This is a genomic window from Brotomerdimonas butyrica (assembly GCF_025567305.1).
Taxonomy (GTDB): domain Bacteria; phylum Bacillota; class Clostridia; order Peptostreptococcales; family Anaerovoracaceae; genus Lentihominibacter; species Lentihominibacter butyricus.
Map to the genome: position 1 here is coordinate 1 of NZ_JAOQJP010000002.1, position 15,042 is coordinate 15,042.

At 49.4% G+C, this 15,042-nt stretch carries 16 protein-coding genes, 1 tRNA gene and 1 riboswitch; of the genes, 1 reads left to right on the plus strand and 16 read right to left on the minus strand.

The window, feature by feature from the left end:
• The 12 genes from OCV59_RS01355 to OCV59_RS01410 all read right to left on the minus strand — a co-directional run.
• On the minus strand, positions 1-101 hold a 101-nt coding region (locus tag OCV59_RS01355), incomplete at its 3' end, for a GTP-binding protein (protein WP_147592537.1).
• 144 nt (positions 102-245) lie between these two features.
• A tRNA-Thr gene (locus tag OCV59_RS01360) sits at positions 246-322 on the minus strand.
• Positions 323-471: 149 nt separating this feature from the next.
• A complete protein-coding gene (sigH, locus tag OCV59_RS01365) occupies positions 472-1,107 on the minus strand; it encodes an RNA polymerase sporulation sigma factor SigH (RefSeq protein ID WP_147592538.1) in 636 nt (211 codons plus the stop codon).
• Positions 1,104-1,835, minus strand: coding sequence for a 23S rRNA (guanosine(2251)-2'-O)-methyltransferase RlmB (gene rlmB, locus OCV59_RS01370; RefSeq protein WP_147592539.1), 732 nt, complete (start codon positions 1,833-1,835; stop codon positions 1,104-1,106). Before rlmB ends, sigH begins: the two co-directional genes overlap by 4 nt.
• An 18-nt stretch (positions 1,836-1,853) precedes the next feature.
• Positions 1,854-2,336, minus strand: coding sequence for a dihydrofolate reductase (locus OCV59_RS01375; RefSeq protein WP_147592540.1), 483 nt, complete (start codon positions 2,334-2,336; stop codon positions 1,854-1,856).
• Positions 2,337-2,382: 46 nt separating this feature from the next.
• Positions 2,383-3,213 carry a thymidylate synthase gene (thyA, locus tag OCV59_RS01380; RefSeq protein ID WP_147592541.1) on the minus strand — a complete coding sequence of 277 codons (831 nt, stop codon included), beginning with the start codon at positions 3,211-3,213 and terminating at the stop codon, positions 2,383-2,385.
• The gene (locus OCV59_RS01385) at positions 3,213-3,605 is read right to left on the minus strand and encodes a Mini-ribonuclease 3 (RefSeq protein ID WP_147592542.1); all 393 of its coding nucleotides are present in this window, start codon (positions 3,603-3,605) and stop codon (positions 3,213-3,215) included. The genes thyA and OCV59_RS01385 overlap by 1 nt, the downstream gene beginning before the upstream one ends.
• Position 3,606: 1 nt before the next feature.
• Positions 3,607-5,004, minus strand: a complete 1,398-nt coding sequence (gene cysS, locus OCV59_RS01390) for a cysteine--tRNA ligase (protein ID WP_147592543.1) — start codon at positions 5,002-5,004, stop codon at positions 3,607-3,609.
• A 56-nt stretch (positions 5,005-5,060) separates the two neighbouring features.
• Positions 5,061-5,858, minus strand: a complete 798-nt coding sequence (gene cysE, locus OCV59_RS01395; protein WP_147592544.1) for a serine O-acetyltransferase — start codon at positions 5,856-5,858, stop codon at positions 5,061-5,063.
• A gap of 134 nt (positions 5,859-5,992) precedes the next feature.
• Positions 5,993-7,087, minus strand: coding sequence for a peptidoglycan DD-metalloendopeptidase family protein (locus tag OCV59_RS01400; RefSeq protein WP_147592545.1), 1,095 nt, complete (start codon positions 7,085-7,087; stop codon positions 5,993-5,995).
• A 204-nt stretch (positions 7,088-7,291) separates the two neighbouring features.
• Positions 7,292-8,137 carry a PHP domain-containing protein gene (locus OCV59_RS01405; protein ID WP_147592546.1) on the minus strand — a complete coding sequence of 282 codons (846 nt, stop codon included), beginning with the start codon at positions 8,135-8,137 and terminating at the stop codon, positions 7,292-7,294.
• Complete coding sequence (locus tag OCV59_RS01410; RefSeq protein WP_262584033.1) at positions 8,134-8,682, minus strand: DJ-1 family glyoxalase III; 549 nt, start codon at positions 8,680-8,682, stop codon at positions 8,134-8,136. Before OCV59_RS01410 ends, OCV59_RS01405 begins: the two co-directional genes overlap by 4 nt.
• Before the next feature lie 295 nt (positions 8,683-8,977).
• Between OCV59_RS01410 and OCV59_RS01415 the strand changes: the two genes are divergently transcribed.
• Positions 8,978-9,502 (plus strand): adenine phosphoribosyltransferase, encoded by a 525-nt coding sequence (locus tag OCV59_RS01415; RefSeq protein ID WP_147592547.1) that lies wholly within the window; start codon positions 8,978-8,980, stop codon positions 9,500-9,502.
• A 179-nt stretch (positions 9,503-9,681) separates the two neighbouring features.
• On the opposite strand, the gene OCV59_RS01420 is transcribed toward OCV59_RS01415, so the two are convergent.
• The 4 genes from OCV59_RS01420 to OCV59_RS01435 all read right to left on the minus strand — a co-directional run bounded on the left by OCV59_RS01420 (position 9,682) and on the right by OCV59_RS01435 (position 14,695).
• Positions 9,682-10,668, minus strand: coding sequence for an ABC transporter permease (locus OCV59_RS01420; protein WP_147592548.1), 987 nt, complete (start codon positions 10,666-10,668; stop codon positions 9,682-9,684).
• Complete coding sequence (locus OCV59_RS01425) at positions 10,669-11,772, minus strand: ABC transporter permease (protein WP_147592549.1); 1,104 nt, start codon at positions 11,770-11,772, stop codon at positions 10,669-10,671.
• Positions 11,765-13,276, minus strand: coding sequence for an ABC transporter ATP-binding protein (locus OCV59_RS01430; RefSeq protein WP_394802987.1), 1,512 nt, complete (start codon positions 13,274-13,276; stop codon positions 11,765-11,767). Before OCV59_RS01430 ends, OCV59_RS01425 begins: the two co-directional genes overlap by 8 nt.
• A 219-nt stretch (positions 13,277-13,495) precedes the next feature.
• Positions 13,496-14,695 carry a BMP family ABC transporter substrate-binding protein gene (locus OCV59_RS01435; protein WP_147592551.1) on the minus strand — a complete coding sequence of 400 codons (1,200 nt, stop codon included), beginning with the start codon at positions 14,693-14,695 and terminating at the stop codon, positions 13,496-13,498.
• A 233-nt stretch (positions 14,696-14,928) separates the two neighbouring features.
• Positions 14,929-15,027: riboswitch (purine riboswitch) on the minus strand.
• Between the last annotated feature and the right edge of the window lie 15 nt (positions 15,028-15,042).

Sequence of the window (15,042 nt, forward strand, 5' to 3'; positions counted from 1 at the left end):
GTTGTGATAGCTGCTGTAAGTGTTGTCTTACCGTGGTCTACGTGACCGATTGTTCCGATATTGATATGCGGTTTAGTTCTTTCAAATTTTTGCTTTGCCATTTTTATTCCTCCTAATTAAAATAAAAGGACAAAGTCGCTTCGGCGATCTGGTATCAGAAGTGGACTTTGTCGATACTCCTCGCAATTGCGAAGCCGGAATTTCCATTATTCTTTTCTTTCCAGCTGTCCCCCTGCGTAGTTTAATGGAGCTGCTGAGCAGACTTGAACTGCCGAACCTCTTCATTACCAATGAAGTGCTCTACCGACTGAGCTACAGCAGCACACCAATATACATTATGGTACTATATTTTAAAGACTCTGTCAACTAAATCAACAGGCCTTTAATGCTGATTTTACATGCCGCAGATCAGCGGTTTTCACGCCGGAGATCTGCCCTTTTCCATTCCTGCCAAAACACTCAGGACGCATATCATTTCCACAGATAATCGATCACTTTGCGCTTTACACGCTGCATCGCGTTATCTATAGATTTTATGCTTTTTCCGAGCTTCTTCGAGATCTTTTCAAAATCATTTTCCTTCAGGAACTCGTTCAGCACCTGCATCTCGAAGCTGCTGAACACATTGTCTCCATTATGCAGTATATAATACGCTATATCCTTGAAAACCAGCAGTTCCTCAGGGTTTTCGACAACATTCGTCTTCAGCGTATCGGCTATCGTGATATCGTCCTCATCGTCGATCACCGGATTGCTGAGCGACACTGATGTGTTGAGCGCCTTGTGCTTGTCGCGTCCGGCTGCCCTTATCGCACTTATTATCTGCCTGGTTATGCAGATACCTGCAAACGTTCCGAATGACGCTTCGCGCTCAGGATCGAACTGTCTTATAGCCTTGAGGAGCCCTATCATTCCTTCCTGAACGATGTCATCCTCATCAGCACCGGCCATGTAGTACATCTTGGATTTTATCCTGACGGTCTCCTTGTATTTTCTCATCAGGACTTCTTCTGCACTGATGTCACCGCCCTGAGCCATCACAGCCAGTTCGTCGTCAGAATACTTGCAGTATGCCTGTTCACCGCGAGTCATGCACCCGCTGGTCATATATCCATCCTCTGTCTCACGACTTCATACATCAGTATCGACGCCGCATTCGATGCGTTGAGCGAAGTGATATTGCCCTTCATCGGTATGGAAACCACGAAATCACACTTTTCCTTCACCAGCCTGCTTATGCCTGCGCCCTCTGCGCCTATGACGATGGCGATCGGCCCCTTGAGATCCTGCCTGTAATACAGATCCGGTCCCATGTCGCATGCGCCTACCCAGACGCCTTTTTCCTTGAGCTTTTCGATCTCATTCGCGATGTTCGTGACCTTTGCACACAGCATGTATTCGACTGCGCCTGCCGACGTCTTCGCTACCGTTTCTGTCACCGACACAGATCTTCTCTTCGGGATCACTATGCCGTGTACTCCCGCACACTCAGCAGTACGCATTATCGCACCAAGATTGTGCGGATCCTCGAGTCCGTCGAGTATGATGATAAACGGATCTTCACCGCGCTGTGCTGCTCTGGCCAGTATATCGTCGACCGTGCAGTATTTATAATCCGAAACCACTGCGATCACGCCCTGATGAGCGCCGCCCGACGCAGCCTTGTCCATCCTCGCCTTGTCGCTGTAGTAGATCGGTATATGCTTGTCCCTGGCTTTTGCCGCGATCTGCTTCACCGAGCCTTCCGCGCCTTTCGCCAGTGTTATCTTCTCTATTTCTCTGTTGCCTTTCAACGCCTCCAGAACGGCGTTCCTGCCTATTATCGTTTCTGCCATGCTACCTCATTTCAGACCTTACCTGGAATATATCGTGAATCTGTAGGAAATGCCTTTTTCCTGCTGAGGCTCGCTCTCCCAGGTAACGTGCAGTCCTTTTGCATCAAGATCCGGGAAAAACCGGTCTGCTTCATACTCCTCATCGATCTTCGTCACGTAAAACTCGTCGCAGTCGTCCATGAACTGCTCATAGACATTTGCTCCTCCCGCGATGAACACCTTTTCCGTATCGAAAGCCTGCAGCTTTTCCATGACCTCATCCTTCGAATGGCATATGATGCAGTCTTCCCTCTCGAAATCAGGATCGGTCGTCATGACTATGTTCGTCCTTCCCGGGAGCGGTCTGCCGCCGGGAAAAGAATCCAGCGTCTTTCGCCCCACCACGATCACATTGCCTATCGTTTTTTCTTTATAATATCTGAGATCGCCAGGCAGATGCACCAGCAGATCTCCGTTTTTTCCTATCGCCCAGTTCCTGTCGACAACTACTATCGCCTTCATCTTATCTCCAGTCCTTATCCTTTCATCTGTGCCACCGGCTCCGATGCTATATCGCGATCGGGATGTTCTTTATCTGAGGATTTTTCTGATAATCCTCGATCTTTATATCATCTACTGTAAAGTCGTAGAAATCCTTCACGTCAGGGTTCAGGCTGAATTTCGGAGCCGGATACTGCGGCCGCGATATCAGCTCTTTTATTATGTCCACATGTCTGTCATATATATGCGCGTCAGCTATCACGTGCACCAGCTCGCCCGGCTTGAGTCCCGAGACCTGAGCCATCATATACACGAGCACCGAATACTGTACCACGTTCCAGTTGTTTGCGGCGAGTATGTCCTGTGAACGCTGGTTGAGCACCGCGTTCAGCCTGTCGCCGGTCACATTGAAAGTCATGCTGTAGGCGCACGGCTCCAGTCCCATCTCCATCAGATCGTCGAACTTGTATATGTTTGTCATTATCCTCCTGGAATAAGGAGTGTTCTTGAGCTGCCACAGCACGTTGTCCACCTGGTCCATCTCACCGTGCGGGAATCTGTACTTCACTCCGAGCTGATAGCCGTAGGCCTTGCCTATCGAGCCGTTTTCGTCAGCCCACTCGTCCCAGATGTGGCTGTTCAGATCTCTGATGTTGTTCGATTTCTTCTGCCAGATCCACAGCATCTCGTCCACTGCCGACTTGATCGCCGTCGGTCTGAGAGTCAGCGCCGGGAATTCCTCCTGCAGGTCGTATCTGTTGACTATACCGAATCTTTTTATCGTGTGCGCAGGTGTACCGTCTTCCCATCTGGCTCTGACAGTCTGCCCCTCACTGGAAAATCCGTCCTCGAGGATGCTGCTGCACATATCTACGAATAACTTGTCTGCCTTGCTCATTATTCCCCCGTTTCTGCGATCTCGATCGCCCTGGAAAGCACCGCCTGCAGCCTTTCCTCCTCATCTGCGAGATAAAGATATCCCACGAGCGCCTCGAATGCCGTCGCCCACTTGTACGTGATCGGATCCGCATTCTTGGCTTTAGTCGCGGATTTCCTGTTCCTTGCCCGCTTCACCAGCTTCTGTTCAGGCTCAGTCAGATCATCGAACATCGTCTTTATTATCTTTGCCTGAGCTCCCGCTTTTACAAAATTTATGGCTGTCCTGTGCATGTTCTGCACATGATATGAGCCTTTTCTTATTATATGCTCTCTGACCGCCTGTTCGTATACGGCGTCGCCCATATATGCCAGTGCGGTCGTGTTGATCGCGTTGATATCGTCTACTTTCATGCTAGTCTCTGATCACCTGCACGCCCTGCGGAGTATCCTTGAGCGTGATGCCTTTTGCCTTGAGCATGTCTCTGATCTCGTCTGCTCTTGCGAAGTTCTTCGCTTTTCTGGCTTCCTGTCTCTCGTCGATCAGCGCCTGAAGCTCTGCATCCACTTCATTCTCATCGTCCTTCTGCAGAAGTCCGACTACTGTCGCCAGCTCCATCAGCACATCGAGGCTCTTCTGCGCGAACTCTTTGCTCGCTCCGTCCTTGACTGCCGTATTTATCGCAGTTATCAGCTCGAATATAGCTGAGATCGCATCGGCTGTATTGAGGTCGTCGTCCATCGCTGCGATGAATTCCTGTCTGTACTTATCGTATCCTGCCAGCGTCTCCTTCTCGGCATCCGTCATCTCGCCTGTTCCGTTGGCGATCAGATGCTTCAGGTTCTCCTTGGCGTTTTCCATTCTGGCAAGTCCGGCTTTTGCCTGTTCCATCAGTGTATCGCTGAAGTTGATCGGATTTCTGTAATGTCCGGAGAGCAGGAAAAATCTCATCACTTCTCCGTCGTAATCCTTCAGTATGTCTCTTACCGTAAAGAAGTTGCCCTTTGACTTTGACATCTTCTCGTTATCTATAGTGATGTATCCGTTGTGCATCCAGTAATTCGCGAACTGCACGCCGTTGCAGCATTCGGACTGTGCGATCTCGTTCTCGTGGTGCGGGAACTGCAGATCCTGTCCGCCTGCGTGGATATCGATGGTGTCGCCGAGGTGCTTCTTGGACATCGCCGAGCACTCTATGTGCCATCCCGGTCTGCCCTTGCCCCACGGGCTGTCCCATGCGATCTCGTCAGGTTCTTTCTGCGCTTTCCATAATGCAAAGTCCAGCGGATCCTTCTTTATATCGCCTACGGCTATCCTTGCGCCTGCCTCGAGGTCTTCGATGTTCTGACGTGAAAGCTTGCCGTAGCCGTCGAATTTTCTGGTGGAAAAGTACACGTCTCCGTTGACTTCATACGCGTACCCCTTGTCTACCAGTGTGCTGACAAAGTCGATGATCTCAGGGATATGCTCCGAAACCTTCGGATGCACATCTGCCTTCTTTACATTCAGAGCCGCAGCATCCTTGTAGTATTCCTCGATGTATTTCTCGCTGATTTCCGGTGCAGTCACACCTTCTTCTCTAGCCTTGTTGATGATCTTGTCGTCAACGTCTGTGAAGTTCTGCACGAATTTCACTTTGTATCCTCTGTATTCGAGATACTTCCTTAGAGTGTCGAACACTACGAACGGTCTTGCGTTTCCGATGTGGAAAAAGTTGTACACAGTCGGTCCGCACACGTATATTTTTACAAAGCCGTCTTCTATAGGTTTGAATTCTTCTTTTCTTCTTGTAAGTGTATTGTAGATCTTCATTTTATCCTCCGATCACGCTGGCCCTGCAGTCACTGCCGTCATCACTCGCCTGACTGTCAGTCCATTTCCTCCTCCAGTTTCTTTACATCTTCCTCAATGCTCTCTTCGACGTCCTCTGCTATGTCTTCTTCGTATATATGGTCTATCCTGCCGTCCTTTATCTCTCTCGAAATATTCGCATACTGGCAGTCGTCGTCGCATTTTATGTGTGTCTCTTCTCCGAACTGTTTCATGAACATCGCTTCCATCTCAACGACACGTCGCCGCAGGCATTCCAGCTCTACCGCGATAGGGTCCGGCATATCGACCTGATTGAGTTCTCTTGCCGGTTTTCCGTGTCTCCTGACTATAGTGCCCGGTATGCCGACTACCGTACAGCCGTCAGGTATCTCTTTGAGAACTACGGCTCCCGCCCCGATCTTCACATCGTTGCCTACCTTGAAAGGTCCCAGAACCTTTGCACCGCTGCTGATCACGACTCTGTTGCCTACGGTCGGATGCCGCTTGCCTGTATCTTTGCCCGTACCGCCGAGCGTGACACCCTGATATATGGTGACGTCATCTCCGACTTCCGCGGTCTCTCCGATCACGACAGCCATGCCGTGATCTATGAAGCAGCGTCTTCCGATCACTGCACCCGGATGTATCTCTATACCAGTGAACCATCTCGTCAGCTGCGATATTATCCTGGCAAGCATTTTCATATTGTGCCTGTAAAGCCAGTGCGCCGGCTTGTGCCAGATGAGCGCCCATATCCCCGGATAGCAGAGCAGTATCTCCAGACCGGTCCTCGCCGCCGGATCCTGCTCCAGTATCACGTTTATGTCTTCTTTGATATCTCTGAAAAATGCCATTATCTATTCCCTTTTATCATCAAATTCCCGATTTATTTCACACTAAAAAACAGGTGATCACACCTGTCTTTTATAATATCATATCTATGCCTTCAATACAATCAAGGTTCTTAAAAAAGAAGTCCTGATGCGATCTACAGGAACCCTCTCGGATCCACGCAGCTGCCGTTTATTATCACCTCAAAGTGCAGGTGCGGCCCTGTTGAATTTCCTGTCGAGCCCACCAGCGCGATACGTTCTCCGCGTCTGACCTTCTGTCCCTGAGACACCAGGATGCTGCTGCAGTGAGCGTAGTACGTCTGCATGCCGTTGCCGTGATCTATCTTCACGAGATTGCCGTACCCTCCGCAGTTTCCTGCAAAATACACGGTACCGCCGTCCGCAGCGTATATGTCGCTTCCCTGTGCGAGTGCAAAGTCAGTGCCGCTGTGCATCCTGCCCCAGCGCCAGCCGAAGTCCGACGATACATATACCTGACTTATCGGCATTCCCAGCTTTGCATAGACCGCATCGGGATCATATGAAACATTGTCATCCCGGTAATCCGAGCTGCCTCCGCCGTATCCGTCGTATATCTTCGTGCCTGTCAGGATTATCCGGTCCTGAGGCTCCTCAAGGAGCTCTTCTTCAAGCACCTCTTCCTCGATCTGCTTCCCGTTTTCCTTCACTATCCTGCTGGTCACTTCGCGTCTGCCTTCATGACCTTCCTGTTCGACCTTCTGCTGGCCCACATACATATCGGACTGAGGCTTGTACTCCTGAATGAATTCCACAGGCTCCTGTCTGGTCTGCTCCTCTGTCGTCACCACCGTGAGATAGCTTTCGCCGGAATCACCGCTCAGCAGCACTTTCTCGGCTTCATCTGCCGTCAGTATATCCGGAGGATCGTCACCGTTCCTTATCTGCATTTCTTCAGCAGAGGTTTCCTCCCTGACTTCTATATCGAGCACTTCGTTCTCGCTGTCATCGTATCCGGAGACCACATTCTCCAGGACCTCCTGCGCAGTCTCCTGCGAATCGACGAGTGCGATCTTTTCTCCGTCGACCGTTATATACCACGGAGGTGTTATCACCTCTCCGTTCGCAAGCAGCACGGGGATCTCAGTTTCTTCCGGCGCCGTCGCCATACCAGCTGCCACAGAGGCAGCCATCAGCACTGTAAATGCTGCAGTCAAAATCATCTTTCCCCGTCGGGGGACGGGCACCGTGTTTTCTTTCAAGATTTTCATAAACTTTCTTCCTTCTGTGAAATTTCCTTTCGCAAGCGGTTTTCGCCGATACTCGCTGCAGGTGTCATGTGTATTTCCCGTCACGGTCCACGCCGTACTCAGGAAATACTTTCCAGGGTTATTGTTCCCATATATTATTTATATATTCACAGAAAGAAGTTTTTATACCTGTTATCTGCCGATAAACTGATATTTTTATTGATTTTATGCCGTAGGCTTTGCGTTCCTGTAATCAGCTCCGTGAAAATCCGAGCCGCGCGTTATGCTCAGATCATATTTTTCCGCAAGTTCGATGAATCTCTCCGTCTGTGCCGCATCCTGATCAGGATGGTAACACTCGAGGCCGCTGATCCCCTGCGTTTTGAGCTGCCTGATGATCTTTTCGATATTCGTGTAAAATTCTTCAGAACCGGGATCACCTATATGCCGCGTCTGTACAGGATGCGCCAGCACCGCGATCCCGCCCGCAGCCTTTATGAGCTGTATCGCTTTTGCAGCCTGCGGCTTATCTTTTTTCACCGCCCGCGCTTCAGGACTCCCGAAAAAGCGATCGCCTTTGAAGGCTTCCTCGTAATTTTTGATATAGCCTTTATCCGCTAATGCTCTTGCGATCACCGGTTTCCCGATGAACCCTCCCGGTCTGCCGACTTTAAGTTCATCCAGAGAAATTTCGAATCCCATCTCATTCAGGACGTTTATGAGCCTGCGGTTCCTCTGATCCCGCTTTTCAGCAAGATCCGTGAGCACATCATTTAAAGCGGCATCGTCCGGATCGAAACCATAACCCAGGATATGCAGACCTGTGCCGTTTTCCATCTCCGTTGCCAGCTCGATGCCGGTAATCACCTCGATACCGTACTCCCTGCCCGCGGCTGCAGCCTCTTTCACACCGCCCGTGCCGTCATGGTCTGTTATCGCGATCGCCCTGCGGCCTGTTTCGGCTGCGGTCTTTACGATCTCTTTCGGGCCCGACTCCCCATCGGAATAGTATGTGTGTATGTGGAGGTCCACCTTGTGGATATCATTTCTGAATCTATCCAGATCGATCATTTTCTGTCATACAGCAGATCTTCGGCTACCGCATCTGCCGTTTCCTTTCCTTTCACGTTTTCTGCGATGGCAAGCGCAAATTCCATCGCAAGAGCAGGTCCCTGGCCTGTGATGATGTTGCCGTCCACTGTTGCAGCTTCGCCTGTCGGCTCAGCTCCGGTCAGGTATTCTTCCATGCCCGGATATATCGTTGCTTTTTTGCCTTCCAGTATGCCGCACGAACCGAAGACCATCGGCGCCGCGCATATCGCTGCCAGTTTCTTTCCAGCTGATGCAAAGGCTCTGATATTGGCTGTCAGACCCTCATGCGCCTGCAGATTTGTCGATCCCGGCAGTCCGCCCGGCAGCACGATCATTTCGCACTTGTCATAGTCGGCATCTTCAAAAAGCAGATCCGCCTCGACCGGTATGCCGTGAGTTCCTGTTACCATTCTGCTGCCCGTTACCGAGACCGTCTTCACATCGGCTTCTGCTCTCCTGAGCACGTCTACGACTGTCAGAGCCTCGACCTCTTCAAATCCCTCTGCAAGATGTACATATATCATTGTGATTACCTCCATTATCATTTTTTCCATACGGCAGTGCCGTTATCGATACTACGATCATTCTACCACATAACCTTCGCCTTGTAGCACGTATTTCCTGTTTTCCTTATTGTTATTTCATCTGTGCTGTGGTACGATTGTTTTGTTTGGAAAAACATAGACTTTTCGAAGTTTTCCGTATTTGGAATTTATAGATTTCCTGCTTTGCGGAACCTCGAGAGCTTTCACTTCGGAAAGCGTGCGCTTTTCCACTTCAAAAACAAATATAGTATTTATCAGCAATGAGGTCAATAAAATGAAAACTGTAAAAGATTATGTAACAAGCATTCCCGACTTTCCTGAACCGGGTATCATATTCCGCGATATCACTTCAGTCATCGGCGATGCTGACGGACTGAAGCTCGCTGTCGATCAGATGCAGGAAAAGCTCGACGGCGTCGAATTCGACGTCATAGCCGGACTTGAATCACGAGGCTTCCTGTTTGGTATGCCTATCGCCTACAATCTAGGCAAACCGTTTATCCCTGTCAGAAAAAAGGGCAAGCTTCCGAGAGAAACGGTGAGCGCATCTTTTGAGCTGGAATACGGCACAGCCGAGATCGAGATACACAAAGATGATGTCAAGCCGGGAACAAGGGTCGTACTGATAGATGATCTGATCGCAACGGGCGGCACGCTGAATGCTGCAGCGCAGTTGTTCGAACAGCTGGGTGCGTCAGTCGTAAAAATCGTATGCCTGCTTGAGCTCAAGGGGCTCAACGGCCGTCAGGCGCTTGGCGATCATTCCATCGACACGGTGATCTCATACGAAGGCAAATAGCCTGACCGCCCCGTTGATCTTATCGATCATACACACCCCGCCTAAAGCACTGCAAAGACAGCGGATCAGTCATTGTGCGAGCCGGCGGGGTGTTTTTCCACCAAAAAACGCCAGCTGCGTTCCGGCAGCCGGCGTTTTTATCATTTTTATTATACAGCAGATCTTCGCATGCCCGTCCGTCAGCGGTCTTCTCTGAAATACGGCAGACCCAGACTTTCCGGCGGCTGATCCTCTCTTCTCTTTCTGATGCTCGTAAATACGAGTACGACTATCGTTACTATATACGGCAGCATCTTGTAAAGTTCCTTTGCCGCCATTCCAGCTCCCGGAATGAACAGGTGAAGGATATACAGACCTCCGAACAGTATCGATCCGAATATCGCGATGTTTGGTTTCCACAGTGTGAATATAACCAGTGCGATCGCAAGCCATCCTCTGTCTCCGAACGCATCGTTCGACCATACACCGCTGGCATAATCCATTACATAGAACAGTCCGCCCAGACCGGCGATCATGCATCCGATACAGATAGCAAAATACTTGTACCTGTTTACATCGATGCCTGCCGCATCTGCAGTTGCCGGATTTTCACCTACCGCACGCAGCTGCAGTCCAGTCCTCGTATGTCCGAGGACATATGCCGTCACTATAGCTATCGCAACTGCAAGATATGTCAGGAACCCATATGACAGGAATATCTTGCCGAACCACCCGAGATCATCTGCAAACGGAAGTGTCCTGCTGAAATACTCACTCGTACGTGAAAGGGCGATCGAAGGGACCGAGCTTCCTGTCAGCTTCATCAGCGATCCGCCGAAAAAGTTTCCAAAACCCACTCCGAACGTAGTCATGGCAAGACCTACAACATTCTGATTAGCTCTGAGCGTGACTGTAAGCACACTGAAGAGGAGCCCCATCAGCAGTGACCCGAGGCAGCATGTCAGCATCGGTATGAAGATAGCGAGGAAAGGATTGAGGTCGCCGCTGCAGTTCTGCTCATAAATGAACGAACCGATAACGCCGCATATGCCCCCGACATACATCACTCCCGGGATGCCGAGGTTCAGACTTCCCGCTTTTTCCGAGATAGTCTCCCCTGTACATCCGAACAGGAGCGGCATGCCCTGCACTATCGCACGCGGTATAAATGAAACTATATCAAACATCTACGCTTCCTCCTTTCCTGATTTCTTTCTGATATGCACCTTGTAATTTATAAAGAACTCGCATCCTATGATGAAGAACAGGATTATTCCCGTCAGTATATCAGCAAAGGACTGGTTGAGCCCGAAGCTCGTCGATATCTCGCCAGCACCCTGCTCGAGGAAAACCAGCAGCAGACTTGCGAACACCATCGCGACAACGTTGAACTGTGCGAGCCACGATACCATGATGCCCAGGAAGCCTCTGCCTCCGGCGAGCGTCGTTGTTATCGTATGGTCTACACCCGATACGATCATCCATCCTGTAAATCCGCAGATCGCTCCGCTCAGCAGAAGTGTTCTGATGATGACTCTGTCGACCTTTATCCCGACATAGCTTGCAGTTCGCTGGCTTTCGCCTACTACAGCGATCTCGTATCCGTGCTTGCTGTATTTGAGATACATGTACATGCCGGCTGTGATCAGCGCCACGAATATTATTACAAACAGGTAGCTGTTCGTGCCTATATACGGCAGCCATCCCGACATGGAAGCCTGATTTATGATGCCTACTTTTCCCGAACCTTTCGGCACTTCCCATATCATTACGAAATATGCGACCAGCTGGATCGCCACGTAGTTCATCATCAGCGTGAACAGCGTCTCGTTCGTGTTCCATTTAGCCTTGAAAAACGCCGGTATCATCGCCCAGATCGCTCCGCTCAGCACTGCAGCCGCGAGGCATATCAGTATGAGCAGTCCGCTCGGGATCGTGTCACCCATGTATATCATGCACAGAGCCGTTGCCCATGCGCCCATCAGTATCTGACCTTCGCCACCCAGGTTCCAGAATTTCATCTTGAACGCAGGTGTAAGCGCCAGCGCCACGCTGAGAAGGAGCGCCAGCTCCTTGAGAAGGATCCACATTTTTCTCTCGGTTCCCACCGCGCCGTAAAATATCGTTCCGAAAACACTGAAAGGATCGAGTCCTGTCATTGCCGTCGTGACTATCGCACACACTATGAGCGCCGCGATTATCGCGCCTATCCTTATCGCCCATGTCTTTGCCAGAGGCAGTTCTTTTCGCTTGGTGATATGCAAAAGCGGCTCTTTATTCTGTTTACTCATTGTCTTCACCTCCGCCAAGCTTCGTCATCATCATACCTATCTGGTTCTTGTCCGCTGTCCTGCCGTCCACGAGTCCGCTGACCTTTCCTTCGCAAAGGACGAGTATCCTGTCACTGAGCTCCATCAGAACGTCAAGGTCTTCACCTACGTAAATGACAGCTACACCTTTTTTCTTCTGCTTATTGAGCAGATCGTATATCGTGTATGACGAATTTATATCGAGACCTCTCACTATATATGCGGAAAGCAGCACTGTAGGCGCCGATGCGATCTCTCTTCCCACGAGCACCTTCTGCACGTTGCCGCCGGAAAGCTTTCTTACCGGTGTGGAAAGGCTGGAAGTGCTGACTTCCAGTTCATCTACGACTTTTTCCGCAAGCTTTCTCGGAGTTTTTCTATCCGTGAATATCGATTTTCCCTTTCGGAAAGATCTCAGCATCATGTTGTCTGTAAGGTCCATGTTGCCTACGAGGCCCATACCGAGTCTGTCTTCAGGCACGAATGAAAGCGCAACTCCCATCGACGCGATCTGCAGCGGATCCTTGCCTATAAGCTCGTCCGGCTGTCCGTCATCGCCGATGTACTGCACCGTCCCGTGTTCTACAGGCTGCAGCCCCGCTATCGCTTCCAGCAGCTCCTTCTGTCCGCATCCCGAAATGCCTGCGATACCCAGGATCTCACCGGAATTTGCAGTGAACGAAACATCATCCAGTTTGAGTATCCCGTCCGAACTTCTGACGGTAAGGCCCTCCACCTTTATACGAGGCTTCGGGTCTACAGGCTCAGGTCTGTCTATATTGAGCTGTACAGCCCTGCCCACCATCATGTTAGTCATTTCCTGCTCGTTAGTTTCTGCAGTGATCATTTCGCCTATGAATTCGCCTTTTCTCAGCACTGCAACACGATCTGATATCGACATCACCTCATGAAGCTTATGTGTGATTATAACGACTGTCTTGCCCGAAGCTTTCATGTTTCTCAGCACCGCGAACAGCTTTTCCGTTTCCTGCGGCGTGAGAACTGCCGTAGGCTCGTCCAGTATCAGTATGTCCGCGCCACGGTAAAGCACCTTTACGATCTCTACAGTCTGCTTCTGCGAAACCGACATATTGTATATCTTCTGATCCGGATCTATATCGAATCCGTACATATCGCATATAGATGCTATTTTCTCGGATGCTTTTTTAAGATCCAGCCTGCCTTCTTCCTTTAGTCCGAGCACTATATTCTCTGCTGCAGTGAACACATCGACCAGCTTAAAATGCTGATGGATCATTCCTATGCCGTAGTCGAACGCTTCTTTCGGCGAATGGATCGATGCGAGCTCACCGTTGATATAGATCTCGCCCCCGTCAGGATAATAGATTCCGGAGAGCATGTTCATAAGGGTAGTCTTGCCGCTGCCGTTTTCTCCAAGCAGTGACAGGATCTCTCCGCGGTAAATGTCAAGATTGACTTTGTTATTGGCTTTTACCGTGCCAAATGTTTTCGTAACGTCCCTCATGGACACAGCCACTTCTCTGTTGGCCAAACTGATCAACACCTTTCTGTTAAATATCATTTCTTCATATCGCATAGAAAAACACATTTTCAAAGCTTCGAACAGATTTCTGCCGTTTCTTCAAAAACTGCCCTTTACTCTGCAATATGCAAAAGTATCATTACCACGAAAACCCCGGCTTGACCGGGGCTTTCGCTGGTATATTGATTATATTATCTTTGCTTAGAATTTTGTATCAAGCAGTGTGATCCCGTCGATCTTGAGATCGAAGTAAGGAGCTGATCTGAATGTGGATTCGAGGAATGCTCCGTCCTTGATAACTTCTGTGTCAGGAGTGTAGTCAGCATCTGTGTCTACGTCTGCCATGTATGAATCAACTGTCTTTCCGTCAACTGTGAACTTTGTGATATCGAATACCTTGAGTTCGCCTGATTCGAGCTTAGCTTTTATCTCTTTGATAGCATCAGCTGTTCCCTTTGCTGCAACATCTTCGTTGATATCTGTGAGTTCTACTGATCCTGTTTCCAGAGTTCCTGTCCAGTCAGCGTCTATAGCTTCTCCGTCCTGAGCAGCTTTGATCGCATATTCATAGTAAGGCTGCCAGTTGATCTTTGATGAAACGATGTATGTGTTAGGACATGCTTCCTGTGTGCTTCCGTTGTATGAAACATTTGGAACGCCTTTCTTTTCACATGCTGTAGGAGCTCCCATCGAGTCAGCGTGCTGTGAGATGAGTACGCATCCGTCGTTGATCAGCTTGTTTGCAGCTTCTTTTTCAAGAGCTTCGTCATACCATGAACCTGTGAATGTTACTTCCATAGTAGCTGATTCACATACTGAACGAGCTCCCAGGAAGAATGAAGTGTATCCTGATACTACTTCTGCATATGTGTAAGCGCCTACGTATCCGATCTTAGCCTGATCTGCAGTGATGTCTCCGTTTTCGATCATTTCGTTGATCTTCATTCCTGCAGCAACGCCTGCGAGGTATCTTCCCTCATAGATCGAAGCGAATGCATTGTGATAGTTGTCAAGCTTTTCAGTGTGCGCTTTCGTACCTGTCGAGTGACAGAACTGTACATCCGGGAAGTCCTTTGCAGCCTGGATCATGAAGTCCTCATGTCCGAACGAGTCTGCGAATATGATATCGCATCCTGCATCTACCAGTTCAGCTGCTGCATCGTAGCATTCCTGACCTTCAGGGATGTTTGTCTTGATAACAGCTTCTACTCCAAGTGAATCACATGCAGCATTAGCAGCATCGATGAAGTTCTTGTCGTAAGTTGAGTTCTCGTCATGCAGACAGATGAATCCAACCTTGAAGTCTGAATCTCCGGAACCACTTCCGCATCCTGTAAGTGTTGCTGAGAATGCGAAAATCATCATAAGTGCAAGTACTAATGATAATACTTTCTTTTTCATTTTTTCCTCCTTAAAGTGAAAATAAATTAGATAAACGATCAGCAATTCCAGCTTCCGGTCACTTCCGGCGCCGGCTCGCTGACATACCGGCTCACCCTGCCTAAACGGGGAAATATCTAAAATGATATTTCATGTGCAATAACAAAGACAGGTCAAAAAAACCTGTCTGCCAATATCTACGGCACCAACCGCTGCTACGAAAGAATGCACTTATGATCTCACTAAAGACCGTGATCTTTCCTAAATCAGCCAATAGTCGTAACTGAGGCGTTACGGTAGAAACGCACTGTCCATCTCTTCGTGCTTATACTGGCAGTTTTTATTCATGATCGTATGATCACATATTG

Excerpts from the sequence above, each read along its gene's own strand:
- OCV59_RS01405 (WP_147592546.1), bottom strand. The coding sequence starts at position 8,137 with ATGATCGATCTGGATAGATTCAGAAATGATATCCACAAGGTGGACCTC.
- OCV59_RS01435 (WP_147592551.1), bottom strand. The coding sequence starts at position 14,695 with ATGAAAAAGAAAGTATTATCATTAGTACTTGCACTTATGATGATTTTC.
- OCV59_RS01385 (WP_147592542.1), bottom strand. The coding sequence starts at position 3,605 with ATGAAAGTAGACGATATCAACGCGATCAACACGACCGCACTGGCATAT.
- rlmB (WP_147592539.1), bottom strand. The coding sequence starts at position 1,835 with ATGGCAGAAACGATAATAGGCAGGAACGCCGTTCTGGAGGCGTTGAAA.
- sigH (WP_147592538.1), bottom strand. The coding sequence starts at position 1,107 with ATGACCAGCGGGTGCATGACTCGCGGTGAACAGGCATACTGCAAGTAT.
- OCV59_RS01430 (WP_394802987.1), bottom strand. The coding sequence starts at position 13,276 with ATGAGGGACGTTACGAAAACATTTGGCACGGTAAAAGCCAATAACAAA.
- OCV59_RS01420 (WP_147592548.1), bottom strand. The coding sequence starts at position 10,668 with ATGTTTGATATAGTTTCATTTATACCGCGTGCGATAGTGCAGGGCATG.
- OCV59_RS01375 (WP_147592540.1), bottom strand. The coding sequence starts at position 2,336 with ATGAAGGCGATAGTAGTTGTCGACAGGAACTGGGCGATAGGAAAAAAC.
- OCV59_RS01400 (WP_147592545.1), bottom strand. The coding sequence starts at position 7,087 with ATGAAAATCTTGAAAGAAAACACGGTGCCCGTCCCCCGACGGGGAAAG.
- OCV59_RS01425 (WP_147592549.1), bottom strand. The coding sequence starts at position 11,772 with ATGAGTAAACAGAATAAAGAGCCGCTTTTGCATATCACCAAGCGAAAA.
- OCV59_RS01410 (WP_262584033.1), bottom strand. The coding sequence starts at position 8,682 with ATGATATATGTACATCTTGCAGAGGGATTTGAAGAGGTCGAGGCTCTG.
- OCV59_RS01415 (WP_147592547.1), top strand. The coding sequence starts at position 8,978 with ATGAAAACTGTAAAAGATTATGTAACAAGCATTCCCGACTTTCCTGAA.
- cysE (WP_147592544.1), bottom strand. The coding sequence starts at position 5,858 with ATGGCATTTTTCAGAGATATCAAAGAAGACATAAACGTGATACTGGAG.
- thyA (WP_147592541.1), bottom strand. The coding sequence starts at position 3,213 with ATGAGCAAGGCAGACAAGTTATTCGTAGATATGTGCAGCAGCATCCTC.
- cysS (WP_147592543.1), bottom strand. The coding sequence starts at position 5,004 with ATGAAGATCTACAATACACTTACAAGAAGAAAAGAAGAATTCAAACCT.